The sequence below is a fragment of the Pseudobacteroides sp. genome (assembly GCF_036567765.1).
Taxonomy (GTDB): domain Bacteria; phylum Bacillota; class Clostridia; order Acetivibrionales; family DSM-2933; genus Pseudobacteroides.
Window position 1 is genome coordinate 1 of the sequence record NZ_DATCTU010000108.1, and the last position, 24807, is coordinate 24807.

General features: G+C 37.5%; 19 protein-coding genes and 1 pseudogene. 16 read left to right on the forward strand and 4 right to left on the reverse strand.

Annotation, left to right across the window (positions count from 1 at the left end):
• A pseudogene (locus VIO64_RS17520) lies at nt 1–2016 on the forward strand (thioredoxin domain-containing protein); the annotation flags it as partial.
• A 21-nt stretch (nt 2017–2037) separates the two neighbouring features.
• Here the strand turns inward: VIO64_RS17520 and VIO64_RS17525 are convergent.
• The 3 genes from VIO64_RS17525 to VIO64_RS17535 form a co-directional block, all read right to left on the reverse strand.
• On the reverse strand, nt 2038–2463 hold the full coding sequence (locus VIO64_RS17525; RefSeq protein WP_331920621.1) for an ATP-binding protein: 426 nt from the start codon (nt 2461–2463) through the stop codon (nt 2038–2040).
• Between the two features lie 118 nt (nt 2464–2581).
• Nucleotides 2582–4366 (reverse strand): PAS domain-containing sensor histidine kinase, encoded by a 1785-nt coding sequence (locus tag VIO64_RS17530; protein WP_331920623.1) that lies wholly within the window; start codon nt 4364–4366, stop codon nt 2582–2584.
• A gap of 23 nt (nt 4367–4389) precedes the next feature.
• Nucleotides 4390–5544 (reverse strand): SpoIIE family protein phosphatase, encoded by a 1155-nt coding sequence (locus VIO64_RS17535; RefSeq protein WP_331920625.1) that lies wholly within the window; start codon nt 5542–5544, stop codon nt 4390–4392.
• Nucleotides 5545–5740: 196 nt separating this feature from the next.
• On the opposite strand from VIO64_RS17535, the gene VIO64_RS17540 reads away from it, so the two are divergent.
• A complete protein-coding gene (locus VIO64_RS17540) occupies nt 5741–6043 on the forward strand; it encodes a DUF503 domain-containing protein (RefSeq protein WP_331920627.1) in 303 nt (100 codons plus the stop codon).
• Nucleotides 6044–6192: 149 nt separating this feature from the next.
• On the opposite strand, the gene VIO64_RS17545 is transcribed toward VIO64_RS17540, so the two are convergent.
• Nucleotides 6193–7557 (reverse strand): ammonium transporter, encoded by a 1365-nt coding sequence (locus VIO64_RS17545; protein ID WP_331920629.1) that lies wholly within the window; start codon nt 7555–7557, stop codon nt 6193–6195.
• Between the two features lie 512 nt (nt 7558–8069).
• Here VIO64_RS17545 and lepA point away from each other — a divergent pair.
• The 14 genes from lepA to VIO64_RS17615 all read left to right on the forward strand — a co-directional run.
• Entirely contained in the window at nt 8070–9881 is a 1812-nt protein-coding gene (gene lepA / locus VIO64_RS17550; protein ID WP_331920631.1) for a translation elongation factor 4, read from the forward strand.
• Between the two features lie 57 nt (nt 9882–9938).
• The gene (hemW, locus tag VIO64_RS17555) at nt 9939–11087 is read left to right on the forward strand and encodes a radical SAM family heme chaperone HemW (RefSeq protein WP_331920633.1); all 1149 of its coding nucleotides are present in this window, start codon (nt 9939–9941) and stop codon (nt 11085–11087) included.
• 154 nt (nt 11088–11241) lie between these two features.
• Nucleotides 11242–12291, forward strand: coding sequence for a heat-inducible transcriptional repressor HrcA (gene hrcA / locus VIO64_RS17560; RefSeq protein ID WP_331920635.1), 1050 nt, complete (start codon nt 11242–11244; stop codon nt 12289–12291).
• Between the two features lie 38 nt (nt 12292–12329).
• Nucleotides 12330–12932: a nucleotide exchange factor GrpE gene (gene grpE / locus VIO64_RS17565; protein ID WP_331920637.1), complete on the forward strand. Its 603-nt coding sequence runs from the start codon at nt 12330–12332 to the stop codon at nt 12930–12932.
• A gap of 23 nt (nt 12933–12955) precedes the next feature.
• Entirely contained in the window at nt 12956–14818 is a 1863-nt protein-coding gene (gene dnaK, locus VIO64_RS17570) for a molecular chaperone DnaK (protein ID WP_331920639.1), read from the forward strand.
• Between the two features lie 174 nt (nt 14819–14992).
• Nucleotides 14993–16126 (forward strand): molecular chaperone DnaJ, encoded by a 1134-nt coding sequence (gene dnaJ, locus VIO64_RS17575; RefSeq protein WP_331920641.1) that lies wholly within the window; start codon nt 14993–14995, stop codon nt 16124–16126.
• 58 nt (nt 16127–16184) lie between these two features.
• On the forward strand, nt 16185–17129 hold the full coding sequence (gene prmA / locus VIO64_RS17580) for a 50S ribosomal protein L11 methyltransferase (RefSeq protein ID WP_331920643.1): 945 nt from the start codon (nt 16185–16187) through the stop codon (nt 17127–17129).
• Nucleotides 17111–17851 carry a 16S rRNA (uracil(1498)-N(3))-methyltransferase gene (locus VIO64_RS17585; RefSeq protein ID WP_331920645.1) on the forward strand — a complete coding sequence of 247 codons (741 nt, stop codon included), beginning with the start codon at nt 17111–17113 and terminating at the stop codon, nt 17849–17851. Before prmA ends, VIO64_RS17585 begins: the two co-directional genes overlap by 19 nt.
• A 147-nt stretch (nt 17852–17998) precedes the next feature.
• Nucleotides 17999–18877, forward strand: coding sequence for a YicC/YloC family endoribonuclease (locus VIO64_RS17590; RefSeq protein ID WP_331920647.1), 879 nt, complete (start codon nt 17999–18001; stop codon nt 18875–18877).
• Nucleotides 18878–18894: 17 nt separating this feature from the next.
• Nucleotides 18895–19173: an extracellular matrix/biofilm regulator RemA gene (gene remA / locus VIO64_RS17595; protein ID WP_331920649.1), complete on the forward strand. Its 279-nt coding sequence runs from the start codon at nt 18895–18897 to the stop codon at nt 19171–19173.
• A 93-nt stretch (nt 19174–19266) separates the two neighbouring features.
• Nucleotides 19267–19473, forward strand: a complete 207-nt coding sequence (gene rpoZ, locus VIO64_RS17600; protein ID WP_331920651.1) for a DNA-directed RNA polymerase subunit omega — start codon at nt 19267–19269, stop codon at nt 19471–19473.
• A gap of 265 nt (nt 19474–19738) precedes the next feature.
• Nucleotides 19739–20953, forward strand: a complete 1215-nt coding sequence (gene coaBC, locus VIO64_RS17605; protein ID WP_331920653.1) for a bifunctional phosphopantothenoylcysteine decarboxylase/phosphopantothenate--cysteine ligase CoaBC — start codon at nt 19739–19741, stop codon at nt 20951–20953.
• 110 nt (nt 20954–21063) lie between these two features.
• Entirely contained in the window at nt 21064–22434 is a 1371-nt protein-coding gene (locus VIO64_RS17610; RefSeq protein WP_331920657.1) for a glycine--tRNA ligase, read from the forward strand.
• Nucleotides 22435–23785: 1351 nt separating this feature from the next.
• Nucleotides 23786–24807, forward strand: a 1022-nt coding sequence (locus VIO64_RS17615) for a cohesin domain-containing protein (RefSeq protein WP_331920655.1), incomplete at its 3' end; no start/stop codon positions are given.

The window sequence follows — 24807 nt, forward strand, 5'->3', positions numbered from 1 at the left end:
CCAAGAGAAATCCCCTTACCTGCTGCAACATGCACATAACCCTGTAAACTGGTTTCCTTGGAGTGATGAAGCTTTTCAGAAAGCCAAGTCAGAAGATAAGCCTATCTTCCTGTCTATTGGCTATAGCTGACCTGTATTCAAAGAACTTGTCATTGGTGTCATGTAATGGAAAGAGAGAGCTTTGAAGACGAAGAAGTAGCAAAAATTTTAAATTCCAATTTCATTTCCATTAAAGTAGACAGGGAGGAAAGGCCTGACGTTGACCATATATACATGGATGTTTGTCAGATGCTTACGAATCACGGAGGGTGGCCTCTTACTGTAATAATGACACCCGATCAAAAGCCTTTCTTTGCCGGTACGTATTTCCCCAAATATGACAGTATAGGCATGACAGGGCTTATAAGCATTTTGGAGAAGGTAAAGCACGCTTGGGATAACAATAGAAAAGCTATTGTTGATTCAGGGGAAAAGATTGTAGGGTTTCTTAATACTGAGCAGGAAGCACGACCAGAGGAAATTGATGAGAACACCATTAATGAGGCATTTACACATTTTGAAGAGGCATTTGATGAGAAATACGGAGGCTTCGATGGAGCACCAAAGTTCCCTGCTCCCCATACACTTTATTTTTTACTGAGATACTGGTACAGCACTAAGGATCCTATAGCCTTGAGCATTGTGGAAAAAACATTGATTTCAATGTACAAGGGCGGTATATATGACCATATAGGGCTTGGATTCAGCCGCTATTCAACGGACAGGGAATGGCTTGTGCCGCATTTTGAAAAAATGCTTTATGATAATGCTCTTTTGACAATCGCATACATGGAGGCATTTCAGGCTACAGGCAATAAAAAATACGGGGAAATAGCAGAGGAGATATTGACTTATGTTTTAAGGGATATGACTTCTCAAAGCGGTGCCTTTTACTCTGCAGAGGATGCTGATTCTGAAGGAGAGGAAGGCAGGTTTTATGTATGGTCTGCTGATGAGATTATTGATATCCTGGGAAAAGAAGATGGGGAGAAGTATTGCAGGTATTTTGACATATCGCAGGGGGGCAATTTTGAGGGTAAAAACATACCTAACCTCATAAAAACAGCCATTTATGATGTTGATAAGGAATTTGTTCAAAAATCCAGGGAAAAGCTCTACAGGCATAGGGAAGGAAGAGTCCACCCGTATAAGGATGACAAAATACTCACTGCGTGGAATGGTCTTATGATAGCTGCCTTATCCATAGCAGGGCGGGCATTCGGTAAAAAGCAATATGATTATGCAGCAAAAAAAGCTGTGGATTTTATATTAAAAAATCTTTTCAGAGAAGATGGTCGATTGCTAGCCCGGTACAGGGATGGAGAGGCATCATATCCTGCTTACGCAGATGATTATGCTTTTTTTGTATGGGGACTTATAGAGCTTTATGAAACAAGCTATGACGGGTACTATCTTAAAAAAGCAATTGAACTGAGTGATGACTTAATAAAATATTTTTGGGACAGTAAAAATGGCGGATTCTTTGTGTATGGCTGTGACAGTGAGCAGCTCATTACAAGACCTAAGGAAATTTATGACGGTGCCATGCCATCGGGAAATTCAGTAGCTGCGTATAATTTTCTGAGGCTTGCCAGGATAACGGGAGAGAGTAGATTTGAAAATAGGGCAAGGAGGATACTAAATGCGTTTGGTGGAGAAATAAAAAAATATCCCTCCGGATATACTTTCTTTTTGATTGCAGCTATGTATGCAAAATCAAATGCTAAAGAGGTGGTTGTTGTATCTGGGACTGCCAATAATGCCCAAAGTATGGTAAATGTTATTAATGAAAAGTTCAGACCTTTTACTGTTTCAGTTTTATATTTAAAAGAGAATCGAGAATTGACAAGTATAATACCTTATCTAGCCAATTATGAACAGGTTGAGGACAAGGTAACAGCATATGTTTGTGAAAATTTTGCATGCAGGGCACCTGTTACAGATATAAGCAGCTTTAGAGAATTGATTTCAAACTGAATTAGTATAGAGTAATGTGTGCTAATCCAGTGGTATGGTTAAGGTTATCTTTGTACCTTTAGGACTGTTTGGGACAATTTTTAAATTGGTCGAAAAGGTGTTGACGAGGGTTAATCCCCATCCTCTTGATGACATTGAATTTAAATCGGAAACTCTGCGGTTAAGGTTCAGTGCTTCAATATCAACACCGTTTCCTTCGTCGCACAGCTCAAATAAAATAGAATCTTCAGTTCTTTTTATGGACAGAGAAACCTTACCCGGATTTTTTTTGTATCCGTGTTCCAAAGAATTGACCAAAAGCTCATGTATAGCACTTTTGAGCTTAAACTTAGGCTTTTCATCATTTGTAATATTATCAATAGCATCTTCACAAATGGTAAGAAATTTTTCAATATTATCCTCATCATATGGTATAAATGCTTCGAGATTATAATTTAATATTTGCATTATTAAGCCCTCCATATCCATTATAGCATTCAACTGAAGGAAAATCCAGATGGTAAATATTATATTTGTAAACTTTTTGAGTCATTTATCACAATTTATATTTGAAGCAAATCAGATCTTAATAATCATATATATCATTAATTGGGTTGTAGGTAGAGCTGTGGACGGGCAGCTTTATGGTAAATCTGCTTCCAAGCATTTCTTCCGAGTCCACTGATATGGTTCCACCAAACTCCTTAATAATACCATATGATATTGAAAGACCCAAACCTGTACCTTTTCCAACTTCCTTTGTAGTGTAAAAGGGCTCAAATATTTTATTTATATATTCCTTAGGAATCCCGCCTCCGGTATCTTCAATCTCAACATAAACATATTTGTCCTTTTCATATGTACTTATTATTATTTTCTTTTGCCAGCTCTTAACCCATTCAGGGGGGGTTCCTCTTTCTTTTAATCGTCTTATAACCTTTTCAAAATCATCAAGTGCATCCCTTGCATTGCTGAGAATGTTTAAGAAGACTTGTTCCAGTTTATTATGATCTGCGAATACAGGAGATATTTCCTCCGAAATATAGGTCTCAATTGTGATATTTTTGTTTTTCAATTGCTGACCTATCAGCTTAAACACATCAAGAAGCGGCACGCTGACGGATATTTCCTGGTGTGCTTCTTTTGACTGTCTTGCAAAGGTTCTTAAGTGGGTAATTATCTTATTGATCCTATCAATCTGCTCTATTACTGATTTGAGCTTTTCATCAAGGATCTCGTCATTTAGTTTGCCTAGGTTTTTTGCTCGCTGCAGCCCTTGGACAATCAGGCTTATACCTCCTAATGGCTGGTTAATTTCATGTGCTATACCAGTGGCCATTTCACCGAGGGTAGCGAGCTTTCCCGACTGAACCAACTGGGCGTCCTTAACCCTAAGCTGGTCGGTTCTTTCTTGTACCAGCCTTTCCAAGTCATAGGCGTACTGTTTTATTTCTTCCTCAAGCCTTTTCCTCTGGATGCCGGCAGATATTTCATTAGCAATTATGCTTAATACCTGTGTTTCGGTAAGGAGCAGATTTTTTCTGGAAGAAGGTATTACTATATGCAGAATTCCTATTAAAGCTATATCTGCAAGAAGAGGTATATGTATTATCGAACTGTCGGATTCTGAGAGCGTTTCATCCTGCATAAACTCACATATTGCGTGTCCTGCAAGTTTTCCATAGTTTATTGTATATTGGGAGTAAGTTAAAAAACAATCGAATACATTGCCGTAAACAAATTTATCATCATAGGTATATGAGCAGTAATGCCTCTTGTAATCACTATTTAGTCCTGTCTGATGTTCTACATAAAAATTATTGTTTCTTTTATCAAGAAGGCAAATAAAAACTACAGGAATTTCTAGTATTGTGCTGATAGCATTTATTATGCCGTTACACATTTCGTTGATGCTTATAGGGGAGTTTACCAAATGAGCCACTTCAATAAGTATGTCCCGATATTTTTCCTCAACCTTCAGATTTGTTATGTCCCGTACAATTATTAAATAACCGCAAAGGTCCTGATTGACTCCGAATCTGGGGGTAACAGTTACCGAAACAGGAAGAATGGTGCCATCCTTTCTGATTGCCTTCATTTCATAGTCGGTTACTCTCGAACTGTAGTTATTTTCACTATGCAAAAGAATATCGTTAGTGGGGGAACTGTTAACATGAAGAATTTGCGGCGTTTGTTTTCCTACCATTTCGTTTTCAGTGTAACCGTAAATTATCTCCGCACCTTTGTTCCAAAATACTATCATATCTTTCGTATCTGTAGCTATAACTGCATATTCGGTAGAACTGTTTAATATATTATCCAGGAGTGCTGTGGTTTTTAAGTTGTTTTGCAACGGTTTGGATGCAGACATATAATCCTCCAAGCAGATAGAATTTATTTTAAAAGTTCCATTCCCACAATGGTTACATCATCGAAGAAGTCACTGTTGGAATACTCGGCAGAAGCTTTTAGAAGCTCCTTTGTTATAACATCTATAGGCTTTTCATGATTGGCCAAAAGGTTTTTCTCAACGTTTTTATAACCGAAAATAATATCATCTTTTGAAACCTCCAGTATGCCATCGGAGAACAGAACTACCTTATCTCCAGGGCTTAACTGATGCACACTGCAGGTATATACCGCATCCTCAAAAGCACCTAGAACTGTACCAGTTGAGTTTAGAGGAACTATTTTTTCATCATTGAACAGGAACTGTGTAACATGTCCTGCAGATACATAATACAGCACGTTGGTTTTTTTGTCTAGAAATCCCAGGAAAAGAGTAGCGAATACATTTTCTGCGGTATTGATAAGTACTTCATTATTCAGGTCTGCAACAATTTCCGGAAATCTGCGTTTGTTTATGCCCTGCCTGTAATTGTATTCTATATTCTGCAGAAAGCTTTTTAATATAACAGCAATTACTGCAGCCAGTATACCGTGATTGGAAACGTCAAAAACATAAAAGCAAAGATAATCGCCAATATCACAGATATCGTACATGTCTCCACCGACGGCCTCAGAGGACTTGTATTCTACTGAAAACCTTACACCTTCAAGCTCAGGAAGCTTTTTGGGAAGTAGGTTCAAAAGAATTTTTTCCGCCGAGTCATGCAGACCGCGAAGATATGTATTCTGATCCAGAAGCTTTTTTTGTATTTTTGTATTTTCCAAAAGCAAATTCTTTTTTTCTATAGCTTTTGAAATTACCAGGGATAGCTGATCTACGTTCAGAGGCTTCTTGAGATATTCAAAAGCACCATCCTTCATGGTTTGAATGGCATTTTCAATATCACCGTGTCCTGTCAAAATCAGAACACCCATTTCAGGCATTATTTTTTTAATTTCTCTAAGAACATCTATACCTGTAAGCTTTGGCATTTTCATATCGGTGATGACAGCATCTATTATATTGATTTTCTCTCTAAAAATATTAAGACCGTCTTCACCGTTGGAGGCAGTAATAACGTTATAATTTTCCATTTCAAGATTAAATCTTATATTTTCTAAAATTGTGGTTTCATCATCAATAACTAATACAGTCGACATAGTAATTATCTCCTTGATATTTTAATGTAAGAAAATTACAATTTTCTATAACTAAAAATGCGGTTATACGGCGATATTAATGTAGGAATGCTAAATTCATTACTTTTTATTATAGCAATATTTATATGGAATTTCCACAACTAACGATTTATTTGTGCTATAATCGTTATAAATATAGACTATAGGTTTAATAAGGATGGTGAAATGCTTGGTTGTTGGTGTATGCAGGATGGAATTATCCCTTGACGGCGTATTTTCTCTCAAGGATAAAAGGCAGATTGTCAAAAGTATAATTGAAAGGCTTAAGTCAAGGTATAATGCTTCCATTGCAGAGGTTGACCTTAACGATACATGGAAAAATGCAATAATAGGTGTTTCATGTGTATCAAATGATCCAAAGCATGTTGACAGCATGCTTAATAATATTGTAAATTTTGTTGAGAATGACGGAAGAGCTATTTTATTTAACTATAATACCGAAAAAATTTATATCGATTAATTATAGTCATGAATGAAAAATTACTTCAGTTTTTGATCATGTCATATGTAAAAGAGGGCATCAAGCCCTTTTTTACATATGACTCTATTCTTGATTAATGTATATTATACTAATAGTGATAACCTATTGCATTTTTAATATAGGATCTATTATGTAGTATATTCTACTTTAGCAGGAGCTGCTTTTATACCGGGTCTAACGCTTTGATCAGCTTTGGTGTTGTTTCCGAGATCCTCAAGAACAAGGCTGTCGTCCATCGCTGTTTGTGCATAGGCTCTTACTCCATGTTCGCTGATATCGAGGCCTTCCACTTCATCCCCCTTGCTGACTCTTATCCCCGAAACTGCTTTTAATGCCTTAAACACCAGGAAGGTGGAAAGGAACGCCCAAGCTGATACAGTAATAAGCCCGATGGCCTGAATGCCTAAGAGCTTAAATCCTCCGCCAAAGAAGAGGCCTTTTGAGGCACCTACCGAAGCAAAGAGCCCTACAGCAATAGTTCCGAAGGAACCGCATATACCATGGACTGCGATTGCACCAACAGGGTCATCTGCGTGTATTTTATCAAAGAACTCTACTGCAACAACTACAAGTATACCTGCTATAGCTCCGATTATTACAGCACTAGGGAGGTTTACAAAAGCACATCCCGCTGTTATGGAAACCAATCCTGCAAGGGCTCCGTTCATGGTCATACTTGCATCAACCTTGCCATACCTTACAAGTGTGAAAATTGCACTTACAAACCCCCCTGCTGCTGCTGCCAGGTTGGTGGTTACTACTATGTGGGAGATACTGCCGTCCAGCCCTGTTAACGCACTTCCAGGGTTGAAGCCAAACCAGCCGAACCAGAGGATAAAGGCTCCCAAAGCTGCCAACGGTAAGCTGTGGCCTGGTATTACATTTACAGAACCATCTTTTTTATATTTACCGATTCTCGGACCAAGGACGAGGACTGCTGCAAGAGAAGCCCATCCCCCCACAGAGTGAACTGCAGCTGAGCCTGCGAAATCAAGCATGCCCATTTTTGCGAATAACCCTTCGGGATTCCAGATCATATGACCTGCTATGGGATAAATAACAGCTGTTGCAAGAAAACTGAAAATCATGTAGGGAAGAAACTTCATTCTTTCCGCTACTGCTCCCGAAACTATAGTTGCAACTGCTACAGCGAAAGCTGCCTGGAACATCCAGTAGACTTCAACAGGCAATCCGAGATTCTTTAACAACGGCAGGTTACTCATATCACCCATGGCAAAGAAGCCTGTTGTTCCGATTATGCCGAATTTGTCCAAGCCATACATAAGTGCAAAGCCTAAAACCCAATAGCCCAACAACCCTGAGCAGCAATCAATAAAAACCTTCATAATAATATTAAGGGAATTTTTAGCCCTTACAAACCCTGCTTCCAGCATAGCGAATCCTGCTTCCATAAAGAAAACCAAAGCTGCACACAACAAGACCCAGACGGTGTTTATGCCGCCTCCTAAAATTTGGAGATTGAGATCGTTCATATTAATATCACCTTTCCAAAGTACTTAATATTAAATTTCTCCTTCAACCCCATTGTTTCTGGAAATATAGATAGATTAGCCTGAGAAAATAATATGGCGGGATACAGGCCTACCCGGCATAAAGGAGGAAAAACAATCATTGTCTTCCTTCTTAGATATGAATGAACCACACTGTAAGTTGTTAAAATATGTGGTATCCATAAAAATGTAGGTTTCGACGTCTTAGTCGATATTGAAGTTACATCTGTGTAAAGAAAACATCATTGAATTTTACATTAATATTATAACGTCATACCCAATGTTTTGCAATAAACATTTTATTGCTTGTGAGTATATTAAAAAAGATTAATTACTTTTAATCTATTCACCTTGTTTTTGTTATGTTATAATAAAAAGCTGGATACAATCAATTAATGCACAAAATATTACCGAGCTTAGATTTAAAAATAAATTAATTATTATGTATTTAAATTATTACTATATATTAATGAAACCTTTGGAGGATTTTATTGATGGCAAGCGAAAGACAAAAGAAAATAAGAAATTTTTGTATAATAGCACATATTGATCATGGGAAATCAACTCTAGCAGACAGAATGCTGGAGAAGACCGGGGTTTTGACTCTGAGAGAAATGGAAGATCAGGTTCTTGATAATATGGATATTGAAAGAGAACGCGGTATTACCATCAAGGCTCAGGCTGTTAGGATGGTATATAAAGCCAGCGATGGAGAAGAGTATATATTTAACCTGATTGATACACCAGGTCATGTAGACTTTAACTACGAGGTTTCAAGAAGTTTGGCGGCATGTGAGGGTGCAATACTGGTTGTGGATGCTGCACAGGGGATTGAAGCACAGACCCTTGCAAATGTTTATCTTGCCTTGGAACATAACCTGGAAATCCTTCCTGTTATTAATAAGATTGATTTGCCAAGTGCCCAGCCCGATGTGGTAAAAAAGGAGATTGAGGATATAATAGGCCTTGATGCAAGCGAGGCTCCAATGGTTTCTGCCAAAAACGGGCTTAATATTGAAGCGGTTCTTGAGAGTGTAGTTAAGGCGGTTCCATGTCCCGATAATGATGAAAGTGCTCCGCTGAAGGCTCTCATATTCGATTCTTACTATGACAGCTATAAGGGGGTTATTGTTTATGTGAGGATAAAGGAAGGCAGCGTAAAGGTTGGAGATCAAATAAGGATGATGTACACCGGTAAGGAATTCGTTGTTACCGAAGTAGGATATTTCAGGCCAGGATCACTTTTTTCATCCGGAGAGCTTTTAGCGGGAGAGGTTGGCTATATTGCAGCCAGTATAAAAAATGTCCGAGATACCAGGGTAGGTGATACTGTAACCCTATCAAATAACCCTACGAAAGAGCCTTTGCCCGGTTATAAAAAGGTAAATTCAATGGTTTTCTGTGGTATATACCCGGCTGACGGATCAAAATATGGAGATTTGAGGGATGCCCTAGAAAAACTACAGCTTAACGATGCATCACTAAGTTTTGAACCGGAGTCATCCATTGCACTTGGATTCGGTTTTAGATGCGGATTTTTGGGTCTTTTGCATATGGAGATTATTCAGGAAAGGCTTGAAAGGGAATATGATCTGGACCTGGTGACAACAGCACCAAGTGTTATTTATAAAATCAACAAATCTGACGGGACAACCATATTCATCGACAACCCGTCCAACTTACCGCCGACTGCAGAAATCAGCTCAATGGAAGAACCTATGGTTAAGTGCTCCATTATGCTTCCTACCGAGTATGTGGGCAGTGTTATGGATCTCAGTCAGGAAAGACGCGGCATATATAAGGATATGAAATACATTGATGAGGGAAGGGTAATGCTTTTATATGAAATGCCCCTAAATGAAATAATATATGACTTTTTTGATGCTCTAAAATCCAGGTCAAGAGGTTATGCTTCGTTGGATTATGAGCTAATGGGATACACGCCTTCTACCCTAGTAAAACTGGACATACTGCTAAATGGAGATATAGTTGATGCCCTTTCGTTTATTGTTCATACTGAAAAGGCTTATGCAAGGGGAAGAAGAATAGCGGAAAAGCTTAAGGAGTCAATACCCAGGCAGCAGTTTGAAATCCCCATACAGGCTTGTATCGGAGGAAAGATAATTGCAAGGGAGACCGTAAAGGCTTACAGAAAAGACGTTCTTTCAAAGTGCTACGGCGGGGACATAACCAGAAAGAAAAAGCTTCTTGAAAAGCAAAAAGAGGGTAAAAAGAGGATGAGACAGGTTGGAAGTGTAGAAGTCCCTCAAGAAGCATTTATGACCGTTTTGAAGCTGGATACTTAAAAAAATTTTCTGCTGCTACTATATATTTTTTAATTTATTATTTCTATTGGAGCTATTATGGAAAAGAGTATTGGGCTTTATATACATGTTCCTTTTTGTAAATCAAAATGCTATTATTGCGATTTTAATTCCTTTTCCAATAAGAGCGAGTTGGTCGAAGCCTATTTTGAGGCATTAAAAAAAGAAATAATCATTTATGGTGAAAGAGCAGAGGGATATGAAGTAAAGACTGTTTTTATAGGTGGTGGAACGCCTTCGAGTGTGGATTCCCGATATATTGAGGATGTTGTAAGGTTGTGCCGCCAGCACTTTAAAATTGCAGCAGATGCAGAGATAAGCCTCGAATCAAATCCCGGAACATTATCAGAAGATAAGCTGAGAGCATATAAATATATAGGAATAAACAGACTGAGTATCGGACTTCAGGCGTGGCAAAACAGGCTGTTAAAGAACATCGGAAGGGTTCACAGCATAGAAGAGTTTGTCGATAATTATAAGCTTGCAAGAGAGATTGGATTTAATAATATTAATATAGATATGATTTTTTCTCTTCCCCATCAAACATTGGAGGATTGGGCAGAGACGGTTAATAATGTAGCAGATTTAGGACCGGAGCATATATCCTGCTATAGTCTTAAAATAGAAGAGAATACTGTTTTTTGGGAAAAGTATGAGCATGGAGAGATTGATGAAATAGATGACCATACGGACAGAGAAATGTATTATCTTGCCAAAAGACAACTGGCAGGGCATGGTTATGGCATGTACGAAATATCCAATTTTGCACTGGAAGGCTATGAATGCAAGCACAACCTTATATATTGGAAGGCGAAAGAATATTTAGGACTTGGAGCAGGTGCGCACTCATACTTTAACAAAAAAAGATATAATAACCTTTATAATATAGAAGATTATATTAAAAATTATATGGAATATGAGGGTAAATATATAGAAGGAGAAGCAATTATAGATGAAGCAGAAAGCATGTCGGAATATATTATTCTTGGAATGAGGCTTACCTGCGGCATCTCTCAGTCAGAGTTCAAGGGAAGATATGGAATTGAAATAATGGATAAGTTTGGAGGTAAGTTTAAAAAATTAATTGGCAAAGGATTGGTCGAGCACAAAGCTGGAAGACTCTTGCTTACACAAACAGGACTGGACTACGCAAATCAGGTGTTTATGGAGTTTATAGATATAGATTAACCACATATCATATAGAAAGAGTTACCCATCAATATGATATTTGTAATTCTTGGGATTTTAGCATAAAATACTTGACAAATAACTGCCATGGGGATATATTTAAATTATAATTAGCACTCAATAAAGTAGAGTGCTAACAAAGGGGAGCTGGAACATGTACTTGGATGATAGAAAAAGAAGAATCCTTCAAGCTATTATTGATGACTACATTGACACAGCAGAACCTATCGGTTCAAGGACAATCGCAAGGAAACATGAGCTTGGTTTGAGTTCTGCTACTATTAGAAACGAAATGGCGGATTTGGAGGAAATGGGTTTTTTAGCACAGCCCCATACTTCTGCCGGTAGGATTCCTTCTGACAAAGGCTATAGACTATATGTCAATGAGTTGATGAAAGAAAAGGTATTGTCTACTGAAGAAGCTGACTCAATAAAACAGGCATTGGAAGTGCGGATTAATGAGATGACTCAACTTATAAGGCAGGCATCGATGATAATGTCGAAGATCACAAAATATACATCGATTGCAATTGCTCCGCAGTTGAAAAAGAGCATTCTGAAGGCTGTACAGGTTGTGCCCGTTCAGCCGGGCAGAGCACTTGTTATAGTGGTTACAAGTGCAAATGTGGTTAGGAATAGCTTTATTAAAATTCACGATAATGTTACTGCAGACTTGCTGATAATGCTGTCAAATGTATTAAACAGTAAGTTAAATGGTCTTACTATAGATCAGATAAGCAACAATATAATGCTGGAAATAGAGAAGGAATTAGGGGTTACGAAGGAAATATTAATACCGATAATAGACGGTATAATAGATTCTATAAACAATATAGATTATTCTGATGTTTATTTGGAAGGTACTACTAACATACTTAACTTTCCGGAGTTCATGGATATTGTAAAAGCAAAGGAATTTTTAAATGTTCTGGACGAAAAAGAAAAGATATACAAGATTCTTAACAACAAAAATATTGATGATAGTATAGGCGTACAAATAGGTACAGAGAATGATATTCAACAGATAAAGGATTGCAGCCTGGTTACGGCAACATACAGTATCGGCAATATTGTACTTGGAACTATAGGCGTAATTGGGCCTACCAGAATGGAGTATGCAAAGGTTATTTCTTCGATGAATTTCCTTAAAAGGAAGTTAAATGAAGAAATACTAAAATATATTGGTGATTTGGATGACAGCTAAACTACAAACAATATACGGGGAGGGCGGAACAATACGATATGGGTATATTTACAAACGGTAATGACAAGAAGGATAATCAAAAGGAAACACCAAACCCATCGATGGAAAATGAAAGCACTACTTCGGGTTTGAATGATCAGGAAACAGCAAGCAGTAACAGTGATAATGCTTCTGGTACTGATGAAATAAAGGCAATGCTCGAGCAAAAGAGTAAACAGTGTGATGAGTATTTTAATATGCTCCAGCGCACTGCTGCCGAATTTGATAATTATAAAAAGAGGACAGCAAAAGAAAAAGAGGCACTTTATTGGGATGCTGTAGGAGAAACTGTATTAGCCATGCTTCCTGTTGTTGATAATTTTGAGAGGGCTATAAAAGCAGCTGAAAATGATCCGGCTACAAACAGTTCTTTCAAAGAAGGCATGGAACTTGTGTACAGACAGCTTAAGGATGCACTGAAGGATTTGGGCGTTGAGGAAATTAAATCCATAGGGGAAAACTTTGATCCTCAACTACATAATGCTGTTATGCATATTGAGGACGATTCATATGGGGATAGTACAATTGTTGAGGAGTTTCAGAAGGGTTACGTTTTAAAAGATAAAATAATTCGTCATAGTATGGTTAAGGTGGCTAACTGATTATTTAGAGGAGGATAGATTATATGGCAAAAGTAATAGGAATAGATTTAGGAACAACAAATTCATGTGTAGCGGTTATGGAAGGTGGAGAACCTGTCGTAATACCAAATCCAGAAGGCAGCAGAACTACTTCTTCAGTTGTTGCGTTTTCAAAAACAGGCGAAAGACTGGTAGGACAGGTGGCTAAACGTCAGGCTATAACAAATCCTGACAGAACAGTAATATCAATCAAAAGGGATATGGGAACAGACAGAAAGGTTAAGATTGACGATAGCCAGTACACCCCCCAGGAAATATCTGCTATGATACTGCAAAAGCTTAAAGCTGATGCAGAGGCATTTCTTGGAGAAAAAATAACTCAGGCTGTTATTACAGTTCCTGCATATTTCAGTGACTCCCAGAGACAGGCAACAAAGGATGCAGGTAAAATAGCAGGTCTGGAAGTTCTAAGAATTATCAATGAACCTACTGCTGCAGCTTTGGCATATGGTCTTGATAAGGAACATGACCAGAAAATACTGGTATTTGACTTGGGTGGAGGAACCTTTGACGTATCCATTCTTGAAATAGGCGATGGGGTTTTTGAAGTTCTTGCTACACATGGTAACAATAGACTCGGCGGCGACGACTTTGATCAGAGGGTCATGGATTATCTTGCCGATACATTTAAAAAGGAAAACGGCATAGACTTAAGAAATGACAAGATGGCTCTCCAGAGATTGAAGGAAGCTGCAGAAAAAGCTAAAATAGAGCTTTCAGGTGTAACAACTACAAATATAAACCTTCCTTTTATAACTGCTGATGCAACAGGACCTAAGCACCTTGATGTTACGCTTACAAGGGCCAAGTTTGATGAGATTACTGCAGATCTGGTTGAAAAGACTATGGAGCCAACAAGGCAAGCGATGAAAGATGCAGGACTTAGTGTAGATAAAATAGATAAAATACTGTTGGTAGGTGGATCAAGCAGAATTCCTGCTGTTCAGGAAGCTGTTAAGAAGTACCTTGGTAAAGAGCCTTTTAAAGGTATCAACCCTGACGAATGTGTGGCAGTAGGTGCTTCTATTCAGGCAGGGGTATTGACTGGAGAAGTTAAAGACCTTCTTCTTTTAGATGTTACGCCATTGTCACTCGGTATTGAGACATTAGGCGGAGTATGTACAAAGCTTATTGAAAGAAATACTACAATACCTGCCAAAAAGAGCCAGGTATTCTCAACTGCTGCTGACGGACAGACCAGCGTTGAGATCCACGTTTTACAGGGCGAAAGGGAAATGGCCCAGTATAACAAAACCCTCGGAAGATTCCAGCTTACAGGAATTCCTCCTGCACCTAGAGGCGTGCCTCAGATTGAAGTTACATTTGATATAGATGCCAACGGTATAGTTCATGTTTCTGCAAAGGATCTTGGTACTGGAAACGAACAGAAGGTTACTATTACTGCTTCTACGAATCTGTCCGATGATGAAATAGATAAAGCAGTAAAAGAAGCTGAAAAATATGCTGCTGAAGATAAGAAGAAAAAGGAAGAAGTGGATATCAGAAATAACGCCGATTCTATGGTATTCCAGTGTGAAAAGCAGCTTAACGAGCTTGGTGATAAGCTAAGTTCCGAGGATAAAGCGAAAATACAGGATGAAGTTAATAAGGTTAAGGAAGCACTTAAGGGCACCGATACCGAAAATATTAAGAAGGCAACAGAAGCTTTGACACAAGCTTTCTACGAAATTTCTTCAAAAATGTATCAGAATACCGGAGCAGGGGCTGATGGGGCTGCTGGTGCAGGTTTTGATCCTGGTGCAGCAGCACAGGGAGGACCTGAAATGGGAGGTTCCGATAACGTATATGACGCTGACTACAAGGTTGTTGATGAGGACAATAAATAATATTTAATAAAAAAATAGGCCAAAGTCATGGGTTAGACATCGGGAAACTTATATCACCGCGGATTTTCAAGATACAAAGCTGCCTGGCGGTTTTGAAAGTTACCCCCATGTCTCACTTATGGCTTTGGCTATTGTAATGTATAAGGTTATAGACTATAGATTGGAGTTGATAGGATGGCTGATAAGAGAGATTACTATGAAATCCTCGAATTGGATAAGGGAGCATCCGATGCAGATATAAAAAAGGCATACAGAAAGCTTGCTAAAAAATATCATCCTGATGTAAATCCAGGTGATAAGACTGCTGAAGCTAAATTCAAAGAAATTAACGAGGCCTATGAGGTGTTAAGCGATTCTCAAAAAAGGACCCGTTATGATCAGTATGGTCATGCCGGAACTGATCCAAACGGCTTTGGTGGTTTTGGAGGCGGCGGCTTTAGTGACTTCGACTTTGGTGGAATCGGTGATATTTTTGAGACTTTCTTTGGCGGTGGCAGGTCTTCAAGGGGCAAGAGCGGACCGCAAAAAGGCAATGATTTGAAGTATTCCATGGAAGTTGCCTTTGAAGAAGCAGCTTTTGGAACTGAAAAAGAGATTTCCCTAAATAGAATGGAAAATTGTACAACATGTAATGGAAGCGGAGCAAAGCCAGGGACAACACCTTCAACATGTAAGCAGTGTAATGGTTCCGGCCAGGTTCAATACAAGCAGAGCACGCCATTCGGACAGTTTGTAAATGTTCGGGCTTGCGATGCATGCCGTGGGGAAGGGAAAATCGTAAGCGACCCATGTAATACATGTAATGGTAAGGGAAAAACAAGAAAGAGTGTTAAATTAAAGATTAAAATTCCGCAGGGTATAGACGATGGGCAAACCATATCACTGAGGGGAGAAGGAGAGCCTGGTTCAAAGGGTGGTCCGCGGGGTGATTTGTATATAAACGTCAGGGTCAAGGCCCATGCACTGTTTACAAGGCAGGGGAATGACATTATTTGCGACATGCCCATTACCTTTGTGCAGGCGGCTTTAGGCTGCGAACTGGAGGTGCCCACACTTGACGGAAAGGTAAAATATACCATTCCGGAAGCTACTCAGACGGCAACAGTTTTCAGACTTAAAGGAAAAGGTGTGCCTTATTTGAGGGGAAATGGCAGAGGCGATCAATATGTACGTGTTAATATAGAGGTCCCCAAAAAGCTTAATGAAAATCAGAAGGCATTGCTGAGAGAATTTGCAGAGGTAAGCGAAGAAACCCATGAACAGAGAAAAAGCTTTTTTGAAAAAATGAAAGATGCACTTGGAATGTAAAGCTTTGATTGCCAAACCTATTGCATTTTAAAAAAGTTTCAGGAAGAAAGAGGATAAGATGAAGTGGTATGAAATTATTATAAATACAACAGAAGAAGCAAGTGATGCTATGTCGGAAATGCTTACTTCAATAGGAGCCGGCGGGGTTGCCATTGAAGACCCCAATGATATCAGAAAGGAGCTTCTAAAGCCTGGTACTTTGGATTATGCAGACCAGGCGTTTTTTGACAATTTAGGCGAAGATGTTAAAATTAAAGCCTATTTTTCTAATGAAAAGAACCTTAATGAATTAATCGGATTAATTAATGAGAAAATAAATTTTATAGGAAATTTTCTTGACACAGGTAAAGGTTATATGGGATACAATGAGGTTGATGACGAGGATTGGGCGACCTCATGGAAAAAATACTACAAGCCGATAAAAATAGCTGAAAGGGTAGTTATTAAACCATCATGGGAACAGTATGAAGAATCCGGTGGTGATATTGTAATTGAGCTTGATCCTGGAATGGCTTTTGGTACAGGGACACATGAAACAACCATGATGTGTGCACAGCTGCTGGAGAAGTACTTGAAGGATGGCGACAGCATTTTGGATTTAGGCTGTGGTACCGGAATACTGTCAATCATAGCATATAAGCTTGGGGCAAAAGATATAAAAGCTGTGGACATTGATGAGGTTGCTGTAAAGGTGGCCACAGATAACTGTAAACTAAATAATGCCGATAAAGGTATTGAGGTACTAAAGGGAGTATTAGGTGACGTATTACCCTTTAAGTATGATGTGGTTATAGCTAATATCATAGCGAGTGTTATTGTTGACATATCAGAGTCAATGCCTTATTATGTAAATAAAGAAGGGTATTTTCTTACCTCCGGTATAATAAAAGAAAGAAAGCAGGAGGTACTGGACGCGTATGCTTCTAAAGGTTTTAAAGCCGTCGAAATATTAGAAATGGGTGAATGGGTGGCGATCGCATTTAAATGCCAAGGTTCTTTGTAAAATCGGAAAATATAGAAAATGAGAAAATAACCATATCAGGTGAAGATTTTAATCATATAAAGAATGTTCTCCGCTTAAGGCAGGGAGACTCTCTTATAATCAGTGACGGGAATTGCTGGGATTACAGTGTTGTAATTGACAGTTATGCCGCCAATTATGTTACCACCACAATAGTTGACAGTTATAAAAATACCAATGAATCTGAAATCGACATAACTTTATTTCAAGGGGTCCCCAAGTCTGACAAAATGGATATGATCATTCAGAAATCTGTAGAAATGGGGGTTAAGCGAATAGTCCCTGTTATTACGGAGAGAACTGTTGTTAAAATAAATAGTGAAAAGGATATAAAGAATAAGATCACAAGGTGGCAAAGGATAGCAATAGAAGCATCAAAACAATGTAATAGGGGAATAATGCCAATTGTTGAAGCTCCTGTGACTTTTCGTCAATCTATTACCGAAGCAAAGCAGGCTGACTTGAATTTGATTCCGTACGAAAAAGAAACGGGAAATAAGCTTAAGCCGGTTTTAAAAGGTGGTGGGGCCAAAACTATTTCAGTTATGATCGGCCCAGAGGGTGGATTCTCAAATAATGAGGTAGATTTGGCTGTAGAAAATGGCTGTGTACCGGTAACATTAGGTCCAAGGATACTAAGGACCGAAACTGCGGGTTTGCTGGTACTTTCTATAATAATGTACGAACTGGGGGATATTGGCTGATTTGTTTTTGAAATATTACTTAAGCCTTTGAAAAACAGAGTAAACGTGAGAAAACCAGAAAAAATATATGAAAATTTAAAAAAAATCTTTAAAATATTGCAATCTATGTTATAATACATATTAGACTTTGAAAAGGATGAAAGACATATGATAAAGAGTATGACAGGTTTTGGAAGAGGGGAATTCCAGGATGATGGCAAACTTATTCTGGCAGAGATTAAAACGGTAAATCACAGGTACAGCGATATATTTGTCAAGATGCCAAGGCAGATTTCATGCTTGGAGGATAAGATCAGATCCGAAATATCAAAAGTGGTTTCAAGAGGAAAGATAGACGTGTTCATATCTTTAGAGGACCGCAATGATGATTCCAAGACTGTTGTTATAGATGAAGCTTTAGCAAAAGCATATCTAAATGCAGTGGTGATGTTAAAAGACAAGCACCATCTTGAGGATGATATATCCGCTTCGCTTATTGCCAAATTCCCTGATGTATTAAAGATTGAAAAGGTAGAGCAGGATAGTGAGGCGATATGGAATATACTTAAGGTTTCACTGTCAAACGCACTGCATGAACTGGTGAAGATGAGGCAAATAGAAGGTGAAAGTCTGAAAAATGATTTGTTGGGTAAACTTGCATTTATTGATAGTGTGTTAAGTGATATAAAGCTTAGAGCACCGGAAATAACTAAAGAGTATAAGCAAAAATTGGAGACTAGGATAAAAGAACTTACAGAGCAGCAAACTATAGATGAGAATCGTATAGCAACCGAGGTTGCTATATTTGCAGATAGATGCAGCATTGATGAGGAAATACAGAGACTGACCAGCCACATCATGCAAATGAGAGAAACTTTGGATCTGGGCATACCTGTAGGAAGAAAACTTGATTTTCTTGTGCAGGAAATGAACAGAGAGATTAATACCATTGGTTCAAAGGCAAATGATTTAAGTATTACAAAGAATGTTATCGACTTAAAAAGTGAACTAGAAAAAATACGTGAACAGATTCAGAACATAGAATAAGTCTTAGGAGGCTAAATATGAAGTTAATCAACATAGGATTTGGCAATATCGTGTCAGCGAACAGGCTAGTAGCCATTGTAAGTCCTGAATCAGCTCCAATCAAAAGGATTATACAGGAAGCCAGAGACAGGGGAATGCTAATTGATGCGACATATGGCAGAAGGACAAGAGCAGTAATAATTACCGACAGCGATCATATCATATTATCAGCGGTCCAGCCTGAAACAGTTGCACATAGGCTGAACGTAAAAGAAGCGGATAATGTAGATGAAATTATAGAAGAAGAAAAAGATTAATAAAAATTTGGAAAATTACGATAACAATTATGGGGATAGTGTTACAAAAATTATTTACCACTTCAATGCTAATTTATAGGAGGTTGATTATATATGATATATCCGCCAATAAGTTCACTTATGGAAAAGGTCGATAGCAGGTATACGCTCGTTGTTGCTACTGCAAAAAGGGCAAGACAGATTGCTGATGGTTCTAACAAGCTTACCAAATGCAGCTCTGAAAAGCCTGTAACAATTGCGATAAATGAAATTAATGAAAATAAGATTACATACGTGAGAACAAAAAGCGGTATTAAGTAATATTTTGTTCTTACTTAAAGCAATTAATCTTAGAATTTTAGGGTTTTTAAATAATTGATTTCAGAGAAATAAGATATGTGGATTGAGGTATGCAGCGGTATAAGCAGCTAATCAATCCAAATCTTATTTTTTTGATGTTAGGAACAAAATCCCTTTGGGATTTTATTAATGTCTAGGAAGTTATGAGTATGCAACACCACAATTTCTCACGACAACGATCAAGGTTGCAAAATCGCAAGCGATTTTGTTTTGAGGAGGGAAGTTTATGCTTAACGGTAAGAATGTCGTTCTTGGCGTATGCGGAGGCATTGCAGCATATAAGTCTGTTGAAATAGTAAGCAGGTTAAAAAAGCTTGGAGCGGAAGTAGATGTTATAATGACTGAAAGTGCCGAGAAATTTGTTGCACCTTTGACATTTAGGTCTATTTCACATAATCCGGTTATAACAGATATGTTTGCCGAACCGATTAATTATGATATAAAGCATATCTCACTTTCACAAAAAGCAGATATACTGGTAATAGCACCTGCAACTGCAAACATAATAGGAAAAATTGCAAACGGCATTGCTGATGACATGCTTACAACAACAGTTATGGCTACAAAGGCAAAAGTCCTTATAGTGCCTGCCATGAATGTAAATATGTATGAAAATGTTATTGTAAAAAACAATATCGAAAAGTTGAAAAAGCTGGGCTATGGATTTATGGAGCCGGATACAGGTATGCTTGCCTGCGGTGTAAATGCGAAAGGCCGGATGCCTGAGCCTCAATCGGTAATTGAAGCTATAGTGGACACGATGGCAGTAAAGGGAGATATGAAGAATATAAGGGTCCTTATAACTGCAGGTCCTACCAGAGAGGCTATTGACCCTGTTAGGTACATAACAAACCATTCCTCTGGCAAAATGGGGTATGCCATCGCAAAGGCGGCACAGAAACGTGGAGCTGATGTTTCTTTGGTAAGCGGGCCTGTAAGCATTGAGAAGCCTGAAAAAATAACTGTTTATAATGTAATTTCAGCTGATGAGATGTTTTTGAAGGTAAACGAGCTGTATGAGCCTGCAGATATAATCATAATGGCAGCAGCTGTTGCGGATTATAAGTGTTCTGTTGTTGCTGATACTAAAATAAAGAAATCCTCAGATGAATTAACATTGAGTCTTGTAAAGAACCCTGATATTGCATATAGTATAGGAAAGAAAAAGGGTAAAAGAGTTATGGTAGGGTTTTCTGCAGAGACTAATGATTTATATAAAAACGCAAAGTCTAAACTTGAAAATAAAAATATGGACATGATAGTTGCCAATGATCTAACAAAAGAAGGAGCAGGTTTTAACTGCGATACAAATATAGTTTCTATAATTGGAAATAACGGTGAAATATTGGAATTGCCCATAATGCCAAAGGAAAAGGTTGCGGATGAGATATTGAATTATGCAGTCAGAGTCTATTATCAAAAGAAAGAAAGCAATACTTGAAAGGAATTCAATAGTGAAGATGGTCAAGTATTAACATAAATACATATTCCCAAAATATATATGAATGTAGTTAAAAACCGAAGGAGGAATTGACAGTGGTAGAAAAATCGATGGAGAAAGTTGTTGCTTTAGCAAAAAACAGAGGATTTGTTTATCCAGGCTCGGATATTTATGGTGGTTTAGCTAATGCATGGGACTACGGACCTTTAGGGGTTGAGCTTAAAAACAACGTAAAAAAAGCATGGTGGAAAAAGTTTGTTCAAGAAAGTCCATATAATGTTGGAGTTGATTGTGCATTGCTCATGAACCCCCAGGTTTGGGTTGCATCAGGACATGTTGGTGGATTCAGTGATCCATTGATAGATTGTAAGGAATGTAAGACAAGACATAGAGCAGACAAGCTTATAGAAGACTGGAATGAGCAAAACAGTATCAACTTAAGAATAGACGGATGGAAGAATGAGCAGCTCCTTGAATATATGAAGGAAAAGGAAGTAACTTGTCCAAACTGCGGGAAGAATAACTTTACAGATATAAGAAAATTCAATCTGATGTTCAAGACATTCCAAGGGGTAACTGAAGATTCTAAAGCTGAGATTTATCTAAGGCCGGAAACAGCCCAGGGTATATTTGTCAATTTTAAAAACATACAAAGAACTTCAAGAAAAAAGATGCCTTTTGGTATCGGACAAATCGGAAAGTCATTTAGAAACGAAATAACACCAGGTAATTTTACTTTTAGGACAAGAGAGTTTGAGCAAATGGAGCTTGAATTTTTCTGTCAGCCGGGAACAGACCTGGAATGGTTTAAATATTGGAAGGATTTTTGTTACAACTGGCTTTTAAACTTGGGAATAAAGGAGGAAAGCTTAAAGCTCAGAGATCACTCAAAGGAAGAGCTGTCTCATTACAGCAATGCAACTACTGATATTGAGTTTAAGTTTCCGTTTGGCTGGGGAGAACTTTGGGGGATTGCAGACAGGACAGATTTTGACCTTAAGCAGCATATGGAACATTCCAAAGAAGATTTGTCATACTTTGACCCTACTACAAATGAAAAATATGTTCCGTTCTGCATTGAACCTTCATTAGGAGCTGACAGGGTTGCGTTGGCATTCCTGTGTGATGCTTACGATGAAGAAACAGTTGAAGAAGGAGATGTAAGGACTGTATTAAGATTCCACCCTGTTATTGCACCTGTTAAAATTGCCGTTCTTCCTTTGTCAAAGAAGTTGGGAGAAGAATCATATAAGGTTTATGAAAAATTAATTAAGAATTATGTTTGTGAATATGATGAGACAGGTAGTATAGGTAAAAGATACAGAAGACAGGATGAGATAGGAACACCATATTGCATAACTTTTGACTTTGACTCATTAAATGACGGCAGTGTAACAATAAGAGAGAGAGACTCCATGCAGCAGGTTAGGATGAAAATTGATGAACTTGATGGATTCTTTAAAGAGAAGTTTGAATTTTAATCACTTCAATTTTAAATAATCATAAAATTGTTAAGTGTTGTTTTATACAAAAAAATTAAAATTTTTTGTATAGAGCAACACTTAATATTTTGTTTTACTCGTATATTATATTTGTATGTTTAGTGTTTTACATTTATATAAGGCAGAAAATTGGTTATTATGTGCCCATGCCAAAAATATTCACTAAATGCCATGATTATCAATTAAAAAGGAAGCCAAAATTTAATATACTATAATAAAAGGTTATTATAGGGTAGATTCTATAATCAAACAGTTTTACATACTTAGATTTTAAATTAATATTTGCTGCTAACATACGTTCCTTGAAAAAATAATATATCAGCTGAGTATTCAAGTATACTAAAAGATAAATAAATATAATTTATTAGATTATATTTGATGGAGGAGTATAAAGTGTACATATACAAAGTATTGGACGAATTGTTCGAGACTTATCTGTTTTATCGTTAAATAGCCTGGCAGGGCTACCAGTCCTAATTCTACTCCTGAATTCTTGAATCCAGAATCCAATTAATTATAAATGCTGGTATATTATGAATTCGTTATTATTACACTGTTATAAGTATACTTCAAATAGAATAAGACTTAGCTTAAATACAATTATTACATGGATTAAATATAAGGGGTAACAAATTAAAGCGTTTAAACACTCAAGATATTGCAGCACTTTAGTATATTCATTGTTTATATTAGGTAAGAACATACAAGCTATTTGTAGCATTCATTTAATAAATAATTAAAATGCGACAGAAAACAAATAGTGTGTGTGTTTGTATATTTATAGGACGAGGTTAAGCATTTTAAGTACTAGCTAAATTTGCTTCATGATCGCCTTGGTTTCTCTGATTACTTAATAGGGGGTAATTGTTGTTTGAAAGAATTAAACTAAAATAATTATATTTTTATCCAGACGTATATAAAGTTCATTTTAGTAAGCTAAATGAACTCTATATAATGTTTAGGTTTAATTCTTTTTAAAGGCATTTATTACAATTTAAAAAGAGGAGGGATTTTAATAGCAGGTTGTTTTGATAGGTATAAGAAAGAGGTTTATAAATTACCTAAGTGCTTTTAGTAAATATGAGACAGTTAATTATTAGACTATACAAGCAGTTGTTACGGCGATCATCAGAAGCGTATAATAAATAAGTCTGACGATTTGATGAAACTATTACTAGTGGAGAAAGTAAGTGTCGGGCTGTTAATTATAAAATAATTTTAAGGATAGCAGTTAAGAAGCACTGAATTTATCAAATTTTAGTTAAGGAGGTTATAATAGAAAAAGTAAAAAAATAAAAAGTTATATAATAAATAAGGGGGTTTATAATCGATGAGAACAAAAAGACTTATGGCAGTTTTACTAACGACTTTGTTACTACTTGGCAGTATATTCTCAAATGTGTCGTTAGCTGCAACAGCACCTTCGATTTCACTTGATCTTGACAAAACGACAGCGTCAGTTGGCAGCATAATTAAAGCAACAGTCAATATTAACGGTATTTCAAATTTTGCCGGTTATCAGGCATGTTTGAAATATGATCCATCAGTTTTACAGCCGGTTTACAGTGATGGAACAGCATATGATTCATCATCAACACCAGAACTTGGCACATTACTTCAAAAAAGGTATAGTCCTACAGAAATGGCTAGCAACGAACTGACACAAGGACTATTGAACTTTGGTAGAACATACATGAACCTGGATGGCTATAAAAGTTCAGGTGTAGGTGAAAATACTGGCTCAATTGCAGAAATTTATTTTAAAGTTTTAAAAACTACACCTACTACAATAACATTTACAGATAGTGCAGCTTTAAAAAATGCAGTAACTGGAACAATGATATTTGACTGGTCAGGTGCTCAGTTAACAAATTACTCAGTTGCTCAGGCACCTTCAATAAACGGATCGGTTGCATCATCTACACCAACTCCAACAAAGGCATCTCCTACTACAGCATCTCCTACTGCAGTACCTTCACCATCACCAATTACAGGTTCAGGAGTTGTTGCATCCTTGGATAAGACAACAGCAGCAATAGGTGATATAGTAACATACACAATCAGTGTTAAGGATATAGCTGGATTTGCAGGATATCAGGCAAATGTAAAATTTGATCCTTCAGTATTGCAACCTGTTTACTCAGCGACTGAACCATATGACAATTCATCAGCACCAGAATATGGTACATTGTTGCAGAAGAGATACAGCCCAACAGACATGGCAGCAAATGATATTACAAAGGGAACACTTACCTTTGGTAGAACATACATGAACCTAGATGGTTACAAGAACTCAGGTGCAGCAGAAACCACCGGTTCAATAGCAATAATTAAGTTTAAAGTATTGAAGAG